Source organism: Brachybacterium atlanticum, from assembly GCF_025669985.1.
GTDB lineage: Bacteria > Actinomycetota > Actinomycetes > Actinomycetales > Dermabacteraceae > Brachybacterium > Brachybacterium conglomeratum.
This window is the reverse complement of the sequence record NZ_JAKJJW010000023.1, coordinates 1-12,793: the sequence shown is the minus strand read 5'-3', so window position 1 is coordinate 12,793 and position 12,793 is coordinate 1. Positions and strand designations below refer to the sequence as shown.

At 71.5% G+C, this 12,793-nt stretch carries 12 protein-coding genes; 11 read left to right on the top strand and 1 reads right to left on the bottom strand.

The window, feature by feature from the left end; all coding sequences use genetic code 11:
• Positions 1 to 109 precede the first annotated feature (109 nt).
• The 5 genes from L3K22_RS11610 (at position 110) to L3K22_RS11590 (ending at position 4,889) form a co-directional block, all read left to right on the top strand.
• Positions 110 to 250 carry a hypothetical protein gene (locus tag L3K22_RS11610; RefSeq protein ID WP_263311500.1) on the top strand — a complete coding sequence of 47 codons (141 nt, stop codon included), beginning with the start codon at positions 110 to 112 and terminating at the stop codon, positions 248 to 250.
• On the top strand, positions 247 to 1,431 hold the full coding sequence (locus tag L3K22_RS11605; protein WP_263311499.1) for a YeiH family protein: 1,185 nt from the start codon (positions 247 to 249) through the stop codon (positions 1,429 to 1,431). Before L3K22_RS11610 ends, L3K22_RS11605 begins: the two co-directional genes overlap by 4 nt.
• A gap of 174 nt (positions 1,432 to 1,605) precedes the next feature.
• Positions 1,606 to 2,712 carry a baeRF2 domain-containing protein gene (locus tag L3K22_RS11600; RefSeq protein ID WP_263311498.1) on the top strand — a complete coding sequence of 369 codons (1,107 nt, stop codon included), beginning with the start codon at positions 1,606 to 1,608 and terminating at the stop codon, positions 2,710 to 2,712.
• 219 nt (positions 2,713 to 2,931) lie between these two features.
• Complete coding sequence (locus L3K22_RS11595; protein ID WP_263311497.1) at positions 2,932 to 3,258, top strand: plasmid stabilization protein; 327 nt, start codon at positions 2,932 to 2,934, stop codon at positions 3,256 to 3,258.
• A 242-nt stretch (positions 3,259 to 3,500) separates the two neighbouring features.
• Entirely contained in the window at positions 3,501 to 4,889 is a 1,389-nt protein-coding gene (locus L3K22_RS11590) for a TerC family protein (protein WP_263311496.1), read from the top strand.
• Between the two features lie 128 nt (positions 4,890 to 5,017).
• Here the strand turns inward: L3K22_RS11590 and L3K22_RS11585 are convergent, their stop codons facing one another.
• Positions 5,018 to 5,575 (bottom strand): lysoplasmalogenase family protein, encoded by a 558-nt coding sequence (locus L3K22_RS11585; protein WP_263311495.1) that lies wholly within the window; start codon positions 5,573 to 5,575, stop codon positions 5,018 to 5,020.
• 258 nt (positions 5,576 to 5,833) lie between these two features.
• Between L3K22_RS11585 and mphO the strand changes: the two genes are divergently transcribed.
• The 6 genes from mphO (at position 5,834) to L3K22_RS11555 (ending at position 12,396) form a co-directional block, all read left to right on the top strand.
• On the top strand, positions 5,834 to 6,787 hold the full coding sequence (gene mphO / locus L3K22_RS11580) for a macrolide 2'-phosphotransferase MphO (RefSeq protein WP_263311494.1): 954 nt from the start codon (positions 5,834 to 5,836) through the stop codon (positions 6,785 to 6,787).
• A gap of 375 nt (positions 6,788 to 7,162) precedes the next feature.
• Positions 7,163 to 8,158 carry a transglycosylase family protein gene (locus tag L3K22_RS16690; protein WP_308445929.1) on the top strand — a complete coding sequence of 332 codons (996 nt, stop codon included), beginning with the start codon at positions 7,163 to 7,165 and terminating at the stop codon, positions 8,156 to 8,158.
• A 504-nt stretch (positions 8,159 to 8,662) separates the two neighbouring features.
• The gene (locus L3K22_RS11570) at positions 8,663 to 9,022 is read left to right on the top strand and encodes an MFS transporter (protein ID WP_263311532.1); all 360 of its coding nucleotides are present in this window, start codon (positions 8,663 to 8,665) and stop codon (positions 9,020 to 9,022) included.
• Positions 9,023 to 9,186: 164 nt separating this feature from the next.
• The gene (locus L3K22_RS11565; RefSeq protein ID WP_263311493.1) at positions 9,187 to 10,359 is read left to right on the top strand and encodes a Gfo/Idh/MocA family protein; all 1,173 of its coding nucleotides are present in this window, start codon (positions 9,187 to 9,189) and stop codon (positions 10,357 to 10,359) included.
• A gap of 90 nt (positions 10,360 to 10,449) precedes the next feature.
• A complete protein-coding gene (locus L3K22_RS11560) occupies positions 10,450 to 11,298 on the top strand; it encodes a sugar phosphate isomerase/epimerase family protein (protein ID WP_263311492.1) in 849 nt (282 codons plus the stop codon).
• Between the two features lie 321 nt (positions 11,299 to 11,619).
• On the top strand, positions 11,620 to 12,396 hold the full coding sequence (locus L3K22_RS11555) for a MerR family transcriptional regulator (RefSeq protein ID WP_263311491.1): 777 nt from the start codon (positions 11,620 to 11,622) through the stop codon (positions 12,394 to 12,396).
• Positions 12,397 to 12,793: the final 397 nt, after the last annotated feature.

Below are 12,793 nucleotides of genomic sequence, written 5' to 3'. Positions count from 1 at the left end.
CGCGGAGCGAACGTGCTGGTCGCACGCCGAAACACCCCGCGCCGATGTCCTACAGTGCCTCCAGGCCCCGGCGCGTGCACCGGGACATCCCGAGACTGGAGGAGGAACGGTGAGCAGCACCGAGCGCCCCGACGACCCCGATGACCACAAGCGGTTCTCCCTCGGCGAGGACTGGATCGCGACGCTCGTGGGGCTCGTCCTGTTCGGCGCCTGCATGGCCGGGCTGATCTCCCCGGAGCTGATCCCGTGAGCGCGACGGAGCGGACCGCCGCCGACGGCGCCGCGGCCGAGGCCGGCGCCCCCTCCCCCGCCCCGGCTCCGCGCGCCGCGCTCGGCTGGACCGTCGCGGGCCTCGTGATCGTGGTGGCCCTGGCCTGGCTGGTCTCGGTGCTCACCGATGCTGTCCCCGAGCTCACCGAGGGCACCGCCGTCGGGAAGGTCGCGAAGTCGATCGAGTACCCGGTCTACGCGATCGCGCTCGGCTTCCTCGGCAACGCGGTGCTGTCCCTGACCGGGGTGCGCCGTCGCATGGCCGCGGCCTTCCGCACCGAGCTGTTCATCAAGGTGGGCCTGGTGCTGCTGGGCGCGACCGTGAACTTCGCGATCGTGGTGCGCGCGGCGGGTCCCGCCGTGCTCCAGGCGATCCTGCTGATCACCGTCGTCTTCGCGTTCACCTGGTGGTTCGCCGGGCTGCTGGGGCTGGACGACAGGCTGCGGGCCCTGCTCGCCTCCGCCCTGTCGATCTGCGGGGTCTCCGCCGCCGTCGCGGCCGCCGGCGCCGTGGAGGCGAAGAAGGAGCAGCTCGCCTACACCGCCACCCTCGTGATCGTCTTCGCGGTGCCCTCGATCTTCCTGCTCCCCTGGCTCGCGGACCTGATGGGGCTGTCCCCCGCGGTCACCGGCGCCTGGATCGGCGGCAACATCGACACCACCGCCGCGGTGACGGCCGCGGGCGCGGTCGCCGGCGAGCAGCCGCTGCAGATCGCCTCGATCGTGAAGGTCACCCAGAACGCGCTGCTGGGCATCGTCGCCGTGCTGCTGACGCTGTACTTCTCCTTCAGGGTCGCCCCCGCCGCCGGCCGGGCCGTCGCCGGCTCCGGCACGCGCCGCGTGGGAGATCGCCGCTCGCTGGCGATGCTCTGGGAGCGGTTCCCGAAGTTCGTGCTCGGCTTCCTGCTCGCCTCGGTCGTGGCGACGGTGCTCGCGGAGTCCCTCCCCGAGGCCGTCCTCGAGCTGCGGCTGGACGCCGCCAAGGAGCTGCAGACCTGGGCGCTGACCCTCGCCTTCGTCTCGATCGGCCTCGAGTTCAACGCCTCGAGCATCAGGGAGTCCGGCTGGAAGCCGATCGTCGTGTTCGCGGCGGCGACCGTCGTGAACCTCGTCGTCGGCCTGGGCCTGGCGCTGCTGCTCTTCCGCGGCTTCACCTTCTGACCGCCCCGCGGGACGGGAGCCGGAGCGGGCCCCACGCAGGGCAGCGACCCCCTCGGCCCGAACCCGCTTGCGATGCCGGACCCCGCGTGCCAGGGTTGAACGGACCCAGGCGGGGCGAAGAGGCCGAGCTGGGAGCACGGTCGTCCCCGCACGTCGAGCACCTGGAGGTCCACTGTGAAACTGCCCTGGCTCACGCCCGTCCTCGAAGCGACCGGCCCCGTCGTCTCGGTCCACCTCGACACCACCCGAACCGACCCCCAAGCGGCCGGCGAGCTCGAGGCCCGCTGGGCGCGGATGCGCTCCACCCTCACGGCCGACGGCGCCCCGCAGGCGCTGCTCGCCCAGATCGAGGAGACGGTGCTCAGCCCCTCGACCCTCGGCGGACGGCAGGGCCGCTCCGTCTTCGCGAACGACGACGGGATCCTCGTGGACCGGGTCCTTCCGGCGCCTCCGCTGCAGGAGTCGGCCCACCGGGGCGAGTTCCCGCAACTGCTGCCGCTGCTGCAGCTGATCCCCTTCGCGGTGCGCCAGCTGCTGGTGGTCGTGGACCGGGCCGGCGCCGACCTGCACCTGCGAGCACCGGAGAACCCGTCGATCGCCCACGGCCCGAACGGTCTGGGAGAGGACGCGACCGTCGAGGGCGGCCACGACGTCCTCCACAAGGCGAGCGTCGGAGGCGGGCCCCAGCACGGCTGGCGGGCCGACAACTTCGAGGCCCGCGTCGAGGACTCCTGGGAGCGCAACGCCGACGCGGTCGCCGAGGCCGTCGAGCGCGCGCTGCGCGAGCACCGCGTGGACATGGTGATGCTCAGCGGCGACGTGCGCGCGATGGGACTGCTGCGCGAGGCGCTGGGCCGTGAGACCCGCGACCGGCTCCTGGAGGTCCCCGGCGGCAGCCGCGGTGCCGCGCTGGACCGCGGCCCCTTCCGCGAGGCGCTCACCCGCGCCACCGAGGAGTTCATCGCCGCCCGGCAGCGGGACCTCGAGGGCCGCTTCCGCGAGAGCCAGGCGCGCGACGGCGCCTCGGTGGGCGGCGCGACCGAGGTCGCCCAGGCGATCGGCCGCGGCCAGGTCGAGGAGCTCGTGTTCGTGACCGGCGGGGAGCCCGCCGGGATCGAGGAGCTGCTGCGCACGGCTCTGGCCATCGACGCCTCGGTCTCCGCCCTGCAGGAGGACGCGCTCGGGATCCCCGAGGGCGTCGGCGCGCTGCTCCGCTGGAAGGACGAGGCCACCCCGTCCAACAGCATCGGGTCGATGTCCGGGGACCGCGCGCGCGAGTGAGCGTCGCCGACCGACGGGGGCTGCCGTCCCCGTCGGCCTGCCCCGCCTCCCGCAGGGACGGTCCGGGCAGTACGAGCCCCTGTTCCGGCCCCGACCGATCGGCCCCCGGCCTCGACATCGGCCCGACCCGCGCGACAGCATGGAGATGCCGGTCACGTCCGGCACGACGGCACCCCGTCCCGGGGGTCGTGGACGCAGGACGGAGAAGGAGGAGCAGTCATGCCAGAGGCATGGAACGAGAAGCGCGAACGCCAGTACCAGCACATCAAGGACGGCCAGCTCGACAAGGGCGTCCCCGAGGACGAGGCCGAGGAGATCGCGGCCCGCACCGTGAACAAGACCCGCGCCCAGGAGGGCGAGTCCGAGGAGGCGAGCCGCGTGTCCCTCGAGGACAAGTCCCCGTCCGAGCGGGGCGGCGAGCGCTCGCACAGCGGCGCGAAGGGACGCACGAAGGAGCAGCTGTACGAGGACGCCCGCCGGCAGGGGGTCGAGGGCCGCTCGACGATGACCAAGGACGAGCTGGAGGACGCACTCGAGGACCGCTGACCGCCCGAGGGTGACAGCCCGAGGGCGAGAGCTCGGTCGCAGAACTCCCCCGCACCCGCGAGCGACGTTCGGGAGCTTCTCAGGGACGCCGTCTACGCTCGCGGACGGCAACGGGGGAGTATCCGCCACGCTGCGCACGTCACCACGGGGACCGCCGAACGGGCCCCCGGGCGCAGCGGCCCACCGGCACAGGCCGGAGGGTGGAGAGACCCGGGTCCACCTCGCGACCCGGAAGGTCCTCCATGACCGTCTCCCCCCTGATCTGGGCCGTCACCATCATCGTGGTGCTCGGGCTCCTCGCCTTCGACTACATCTTCCATGTGCGCAAGGCGCACATCCCCACCCTGCGCGAAGCGGCCGTGTGGTCCGCGCTCTACGTCGGCATCGCGCTCGCCTTCGGCGTGCTCGTCCTCGTCTTCGGCGGCGTCGACATGGGCACCGAGTACTTCGCCGGGTACGTCACCGAGAAGGCCCTCTCGGTCGACAACCTCTTCGTCTTCCTGATCATCATCGCCGGCTTCTCCGTGCCCCGAGAGGACCAGCAGAAGGTGCTGCTGTTCGGCATCACCTTCGCGATCATCGCCCGCTCGGGCATGATCGCCCTCGGCGCCGCCGCGATCGACAACTTCTCCTGGGCCTTCTACCTCTTCGGCGCGATCCTGCTCTACACGGCGATCAAGATGATCGTGGACGAGCTGAAGGAGGACTCCCACGAGGACTCCGAGGGCGTCTTCGTACGCCTGGTGAAGAAGGTCCTGCCCGCGACCGACGAGTACGACGGCGACAAGTTCTTCACCATCGAGAACGGCAAGCGCGTCCTCACCCCGATGCTGCTGGTCATGATCGCGATCGGCGCGACCGACATCCTCTTCGCGCTCGACTCGATCCCGGCGATCTTCGGCCTCACCCAGAACACCTACATCGTGTTCACCGCGACCGTGTTCTCCCTGCTGGGCCTGCGTCAGCTGTACTTCCTCATCGACGGGCTGCTCGACCGCCTGGTCTACCTCTCCTACGGCCTGTCGATCATCCTCGCCTTCATCGGCGTGAAGCTCGTCGTGCACGCGCTGCACGAGAACGAGCTGGGCTTCATCAACGGCGGCGAGGCCGTGCACGCGATCCCGGAGATCACCACCGCCTTCTCGCTCAGCGTGATCATCGGCGTCCTCACGGTCACGGTCCTCGCCTCGCTGCTGTCCCCGAAGGGACGAGCGCAGGCCGCGGTGAACAACGCCCATCACGAGGCCCGCGCATATCTCGAGATGACCTACCGCTCCTTCGAGGAGCAGCGGGACGCGATGTACGAGAAGATGCTCGCCCACGAGAAGATCGTCGACGGCCTGCCCGCGAAGTACGAGGACATCGTCGTGGCCGAGCACAGCGTGCGCGAGCTCCTCGCCGACGCCCACCGCGTGCACGAGGCGCGGCTCGCCTTCAACGAGCGGGGCGAGCGCTCCGACGAGCAGCCGGACGGCCTGCTGGTCACCCACCCCGACGGCACCGTCGCGACCGATCCCGGCGGCACGGTGATCACCCTCGCCGAGGAGAAGGAGCTGCGGGAGACCAAGGAGGCCAAGCGCCGCGCCCGCGAGCAGGCGCGCGCCGAGCACGCCGAGACGCGCAGGGGCTGAGCGGGCCTCCCCACCGGCTGGACCGGCCTCGCCGACCCGGGCCCGTGCCCGGCAGCCCCACCGGCCCGCCTGACCCACCTGGCCCGCCTGGCCATGGTCGGCCACTGGCGCGGGGCGTTCCTCTACGGCTACATAGGCGTAGAGGAACGCCCCGCGCCATCTCTCGGCCATCGTCCGGCCCGGGCGGTGCGGCCCAGCACGCCGAGCACGAGCAGCACCTGCGCCGCGACATGGGTCGCCATCACCCACACCTCGTGCGCCGGGAGGGTGAGCACGTCGAAGGTGTTCAGGGCGATGAGGGAATCGGAGACCACGAACACCGCTCCCCCGATCCCGCCGCGCACGCCGAGGCCGGTGGCGTGCACCGCCATCGCGCAGATCGCCGCGGCGTAGACCACCAGCGCAGTCAGCAGCACCCCGGCCGACGGGGCGCACAGGCCCACGATCACCACGGCGACGACGAGATAGGGCAGCACCGCCGCCCGGCACCCGAGCAGCGAGCCTCCCCGCAGCGGCCACAGCGCGAGCGCGTAGACAATCTGGGCGAGCAGGAAGCGGCCGAGCCACTGCGCCTGCCCGTCGAGGAACCGTGGCAGGGCGTCCCCCGCCCACGAGAGCACGAGACCCAGCGCGAAGAGCCGGACGAGCCGGCCGCCCGGGGGGCTCCGTCCCGACCAGCAGCGCACCGAGCAGCAGCGGCATGAGCAGGGGCTGGGTGACCTCGGCAACGGGTCCACCGCCGCACAGCTGCGCCCCGAGAGGCACCGTCGTGACCAGGGCGAGCGCGAGAAGCGCCATCCGGGTCGCGGCGCCGATGCCTCCTCGCATCCCGCCCATGGCCCGAGCCTACGCGGGCAGGCATCGCGGCCGGCGAGCACCGGACGGGCGCACCGTCGGCCGGGAAACCGGATGACGTCGTGCGCGGGGCCGGGCAGACTGCCGGGATGACCGAGACCTCTCCCTCGAGCCCGTCGTCGGCCACGGCCGACGCCGGGGCTCCCCCGCCCGCCGACCTCGAGCAGCTCCTCGCCCTCGCCGCCGATCACGGGCTCGACCTCCTCGGCGACTCACTGCGCACCGAGGAGATCGGCCTCGACTTCCGCGTCGCCTTCGCCCGGTCGCGGGACGGGCAGGACTGGGTGCTGCGGATCCCCCGCCGCGCCGAGGTGCTGTCCCGCGCCGCGGTCGAGGGCCGGCTGCTCGCCCACCTCGCCCCGCACCTGGACGTCGCGATCCCCGACTGGCGGATCAGCACGGCGCGCCTGATCGCCTATCCCCTCCTGCCCGGCACCCCGGGGCTGACCGTCGACCCCGACGGCACGGTCCGGTGGCACCTGGACATGGCCTCGACCGAGTACGCCCGCACCCTCGGCATCTTCCTCGCCCAGCTCCACGCGGTGGACCCCGTCGCGGCCGCCGCCACCGGGATCCCGTCCCGCACTCCGGAGCAGGTCCGCGCCGGCTGGCGCGAGGACCTCGCCCGCGTCGCCGAGGCCTTCCCGATCGCACCCGCGCTGCGGGAGCGCTGGGAGGCGTGGTTGGCGAAGGACTCCTATTGGCCGGACCTCAGCGTGCTCACCCACGGCGAGGTCTATCCCGGGCACACCCTCGTGCGCGGCGAGCGGCTCAGCGCGGTGCTGGACTGGACCACCGCATCCGTCGGCGATCCGGCGCGGGACTTCATGTTCCACCGCGCGAGCGCTCCCCCGGAGGCCTTCGCGGCGATGCTCGCCGCCTACGAGGCCGGCGGCGGCACCGTCCACCCACGGCTCGGCGAGCACGCCGAGGAGATGTTCTCCGCCTCCCCGCTCGCCTACGGCCTCTATGCGCTGGAGACCGGCGCGCAGGAGCATCGCGCCGCAGCGGCCGCCGCGCTCGACCCTCCGGACGCCGACTGAGGCCGGCGCGAGAGAGGCCGCCAGGACGGCACGCCGGGGGCGAGCCGACCGGCCCGCTGCCGCAAGCCCGACGGACCGCGTGCCGTCGGCCGACCGCGCGGTGGACGGGCGCTGTGAAGGACACCACAGGACGCGCCATGACTCACACCGCGCCATCCCGAACAGGAAGCTCACCGCGTCACCGCAGGTCAGCAGCGCGCAAAACGCCCCTCGGCGAGTCATGCCCTCGAACCGGAAGAGTAAAACCCCGGTCAGTTCCGGGCCCGGGTCCTTGCCGCGAGGGGGCGGCGAGCCCGTACGGTGGCCGACGTCCGAAGAGGTCGAGCCGCGCCCGCCCGGGGCCGCCGACCGCCCACGACCTGAGAGGACGTCCCCTTGTCCAAGCACAGCACCCACGCCCAGCGCACTTCCCGCGCTGCCACCCTCCGCCGCGGCCTCAGCCGCTCGGCCGTCGCCGTCGCCGGCGGCGCCGTCGTCGCCTCCGGCATGATCGCCGCGACCACCACCTCCGCCTCGGCCGCCACCGGCTGGGACGAGGTCGCCGCCTGCGAGTCCGGCGGAAACTGGTCCATCAACACCGGCAACGGCTACTACGGCGGCCTGCAGTTCTCCCAGCAGACCTGGGAGGGCTTCGGCGGCACCGAGTACGCCTCGACCGCCGACCAGGCCTCGAAGAGCCAGCAGATCGCGGTCGCCGAGCGCGTCCTGGCCGTGCAGGGCAAGGGCGCCTGGCCCACCTGCGGCGTCTCGATCAACGGCGGTTCCGACACCTCGGGCGCCCCCACGGCCGAGGAGCAGGAGGAGGCCCCCGAGCAGGAGCAGCAGGCCCCGGCCGAGGAGCAGGAGCAGCAGCAGGCTCCCGAGCCCCGCGAGTCCGACCAGCAGGCGAACCGCTCCACCGAGCGCGAGAGCACCGAGCCCCAGGGCGACTGGAGCTGCGACGGTGACGGCATCGCCGACAACTGCGACGAGAACGGCTTCACCAAGGAGACCGAGAAGAAGCAGGAGGAGCCGAAGCAGCAGGAGGCCCCGGCCGAGGAGGCCGCCCCGGCCCCGCAGGCGTCCAAGGGCGAGCCCGGCTCCAAGGCCACCGGCGACCTCTCCGTCGCCGGCACCCTCGAGGTCGACGGCAAGATGGGCCCGAAGACCATCACCGCCCTCCAGGACTGGCTGGGCGTCGAGCAGACCGGCGAGATGGACGAGGAGACCACCCTCGCCCTGCAGGCCTGGGCCAAGACCTCGCAGGACGGCGTGATCGGCGAGGACACCGTCGCGGGCCTCCAGCACGAGGTCGGCGCCGCCCAGAACGGCTCCGACGAGATCGACGGGGACACCGTCGAGGTCCTGCAGGCCTTCCTGAACCTCTACTGATCCCCTCAGCGGCCGCGCCCCCGACGGGGCGATGACCGCCTGCGGCTCCGCCGCACCCTCCCGGACGGCCGGATCGCCCCTCGTGGGCGGCCCGGCCGTCCGTCGTTCCCGTGTCAGCGCCTCCGGGACTCCTCGGCGAGAGTCGCCGAGCGCACCGCCTCTCGGCGGACCTGAAGCGACTGCCGGCCGCCACCGGCAACCGTTGACAACCGAACGAGCAGACCCGGCCCACGCCCCGCCATACGACCGACGTCTTCAGGTGCCGACAAGAGCATCGATGCTGGTAAGCCTTCCATTAACTCATGAGGCAACAGGTTCGAGTCCATTCGGCAGCACTGCAACCTCCGGCAACATCGCCCTCTCCTCGGATCTCCTGACCAGACTCTCCTCACCCCGCCTCACCGGTCCCACGGAGCGCATCGCGATCTGAGCGAACCACGGCCCCGCGCGCGCCGCGCTCGCGGTTCAAGGATGAACCCGGAGGAGCTTCGACGATGAGCACCGCTGCAGCGACACCCCAGCAGAAGAAGGACATCAGGCCGTTCAGCTGGCACCGGCGAGCGCAACGACGCGACCGTCTACGGCATGTACTCCTGGTCCCGCAAGCTCGGCCAGGCGATCGCCGGCGGTCTCGTCGGCTGGGCGCTCGGCTGGATCGGCTACCAGTCCGGCGGCGTGGAGCAGAACCAGTCCGTGCTCGACGGCATCTACACCCTCGGCACCCTCGTCCCCGCCCTGCTGCTGGTCTCGCTGCTGGCCCTCGTCTTCTGGTACCCGCTGACCAAGAAGCGGGTCGACGAGAACGCCGCGATCCTCGAGGAACGTCACGCGGCGTCCGCCGCCTCGGCCTCTGAGCAGGCCTGATCCCCGTGCGTCGGCGGCCCCGGCCACGGGTCCGCCGACGCACATAGGCTCGACGGAGACGGAGAGCGCGTTCCTCCCGCCCTCCCTCCCCTCGCTCCTCGGTCCCACCAGATCCACCCGCATCCCCTCCCGGGAGCGCGTCACCACCACAGAACGGAGACACCATGTCGGAGAAGAACGTCCGCCTCGGCATCATCGGATTCGGCGCTCAGGGCGGCATGTACGCCGGCCTCCTGGCCGACGGGAAGATCGCGGGCATGACGCTCGGCGCCATCGCCGACACCGATCCCGCGAAGAAGGACGCCGCCGCGGAGAAGCACGCGGGCACCCCCTTCTACGACGACTACGTCGAGATGCTGGACTCCGGGGACGTCGACGCCGTGGTCACCACCGTGCCGCATTACCTCCACCCCGAGATGACGATCACCGCGATCGGCAAGGGCATCCACACACTCACCGAGAAGCCCGCAGGCGTCTACACCAAACAGGTCGAGGAGATGAACGCCTTCGCGGCCGACCATCCCGAGACCACCTTCGCCATCATGTTCAACCAGCGCACCAACCCCGTCTACACCGACCTCAAGGCGCTGATCGACTCCGGCGAGCTCGGCAGGCTGCGCCACACCTCCTGGATCATCACGTCGTGGTGGCGCCCGCAGGGCTACTACGACCAGTCCGAGTGGCGCGCGACCTGGGGCGGCGAGGGCGGCGGCGTGCTCGTCAACCAGGCTCCCCACCAGCTTGACCTGTGGCAGTGGCTCGCCGGTACTCCGAAGAAGGTCTTCGCGAAGCTCGCCTTCGGCTTCCAGCGCGACATCGCCACCGAGGACGAGGTCAACGCGCTCGTCGACTTCGGCGAGGGCGTCACCGGTCATTTCATGACCTCGACCAACGACATCATCGGTACCGACCGCCTCGAGCTGCTGTTCGACGAGGGCAAGGTCGTCGTCGACAAGTCGAACAAGGTCACCGTCTACCGCCTGTCGGAGGACGAGCGCAGCCTCAGCGACAAGATGACCATGGAGGACGTGGCCAAGCTGTTCCGCGGCGAGATGGACGCCTCCTCGCTGTACACCGTCGAGGAGAAGACCTACGAGTCGGCCTGGGGCCAGCAGCACATAGACGTCCTGACCAACTTCGCCGCGCACGTCAACGACGGCACCCCGCTGATCGCCGACGGCGCCGAGGGCATCAACGGCGTACGCCTGGCCTCCGGAATGCAGCTGTCGGCCTGGACCGGCCGCGAGATCGACCTCGTGGACTACCCGGCCGAGGAGTACCTCTCCGAGCTCAACAAGCGCATCGAGGAGGAGGGGAAGTTCCCCACCCGCTCCTGAGCGCTCGCCCTGCGGCCCGGCGCCGACCTCCCGTCGGCCCGGGCCGCTCCCGCATTCCCACCGTCACCGCACTCTCGAAGGAGAACACCCATGCCCGTCCTCGGACTCCAGCTCATGATGCTCAAGGACCAGATCGACGAGAAGGGGATGTACGAGGTCCTGCGCCAGGTGCGCGAACTCGACATCGACGCCGTCGAGGCCTCCCAGGTGGAGATGACCGATGAGCTCATCGACGACCTCGTGCGCGGCAAGGCGGACCTCGGCGTCGAGACCGCCGCGATGAGCGTCTCGATCGCCCCGGGCGGCAACGGCTTCGCGCTCGAGACCGAGTTCGACCGCGCTGTCGAGGCGTGCGGGAAGACCGGAGCGCGCTTCCTGCGCATCGGCATGATGCCGTTCTCGGCGATGACCTCGAAGGAGGCGGCCGAGGGCTGGGCCGCCTCCGTCGAGCCCTATGCGGCCCGCCTCGCGGAGAAGGGCATCACGCTCTGCTACCACAACCACCACGTGGACCTCATCCAGTTCGACGGCGAGCGGATCTTCGACATCGTGCGCCGCGTCGCCCCCTCGTTGCTGTTCGAGGTGGACCTGCACTGGGTCCAGCGCGGCGGCATGGCTCCGCTGGACATGCTCGAGGCCTATTCCGGCACTTGCAAGCTCATCCACGTCAAGGACTTCCGCGTCGCGCCGATGCCCGAGGACGCCGTGAGGCGCTTCGACGCCGGCGAGATGGACATGAAGGAGTTCTACGGGACCTTCCTCTCCCTCGGACAGTTCGCCGAGGTGGGCCAGGGCAACATGAACTGGCCCGCGCTGCTGCCCGCCGCGGAGAAGGCCGGTGCCGAGTACTTCCTCATCGAGCAGGACGACACCTACGGCCGCGACCCGATCGACTGCATCCGCGAGTCCCGCGAGTACCTGAGGTCCATCGGCTACTGAGCGACGGTCGCCCGCCGACTCGTCGCTCCGACCCGACACGTGCCCCCCGGGCCCGCCTGCATGGCCCGGGCCTGCCTGCAGAATGGGACTCAGGCGGCACGCCGCGGCGCTGAGCTCCGCGGCGTGCCGCCTGACGCCCCTTTCTGCAGACGGCCCCTCTCGTGACGCCCGCCGTGCGTGCCCCGCACGGTCCGGCGGGCGTCGTCGTCCCTGCGGGGCGCGGCTCCGGCGAAGATTCTCCCGCCGCTCCCCTTGCGCTTGACGTCACGTCAAGCGGAAAGATCGTGATCGCACCGAAGGAGACCGACGAGAGGAGGAGCCATGGAGTCGCCCCAGCACTCGGCCCCGGAGTGGTCGATCCAGGAGATCGTCCGCAGCACCGGCGTCACCAGCCGCACCCTGCGCCACTACCAGCAGGTGGGCCTGCTCGCCCCGAGCCGCACCGGCCACGGCGGGCAGCGGTTCTACGGCGGCGCGTCGCTGCTGCGCCTGCAGCGGATCCTCGTCCTGCGCGAGCTGGGGCTCGAGCTTTCCGAGATCGGCCGCGTGCTCGACGAGCAGGTCGAGACGGTCTCAGCGCTGCGGGCGCATGCCGCGCAGCTCGAGAGGGAGCAGGAGCGCCTGTCCCGCATCGTCGCCTCGGTGCAGTCCACGATCCGGATTCTCGAGACAGGAGGAGAGCTCATGACGGACACGATGTTCGACGGATTCGACCACACGCAGTACCGCGAGGAGGTCGAGGAGAGGTGGGGCGAGCAGGCCTACGCCGATTCCGACCGGTGGTGGCGCTCGTTGAGCGACGCCGAGAAGGAGGGCTTCCGCGAGGAGGTCGACGCCCTGGTGGCAGGCTTCGCCGACACCTCGGCGCGCGAGCTGCCCGCGGAGCGCGAGGAAGTCCAGGCGCTGACGGCCCGGCTGTACACCTGGATCAGCGCGGGATGGGGCGGGAAACGGCCCGGCGCAGAGGCCTTCGTCGGCATCGGCGACATGTACGTCACCGATCCCCGATTCGGGGCGACCTTCACGGTCGACGGCCGGCCCTTCGCCGAGCACGTTCGCGACGCGATGACGGTCTACGCGCTTGAGCACCTCGAATGATGACCGCCCGCAGGGGCCCGGACGCCGAGAGGCGTGCGGGCCCCTGCGTCGTCCTGCTGCGCCAGGCACCGAGCAGGGCGAGCTCCGCGGGCCCGGCACCGTCGACGCGGCCCGCACCGTTACCATTTCGTGATTCACCCCACGCCGTCGGCGCTGTGACCGGCTTCCTGGACGCTCCCGGAACGCGGCACCAGGGTTCGGAGCGTACCGTCGCCCGGGCCAACGATCCCCAGGAGGCACAGTGAAGGTCCGAAGCACCTCAGCCCTGCGGCGCACCCTCGCCGCGCTCACGCTCACCGCCGCGCTCGGTCTGACCGCCGCGTGCAGCGGCGGGCAGGACGATCCCTCGCAGGCGTCCGACGGCGGCGGGCAGGCGGCACCGGCCGCCTCCGACGGC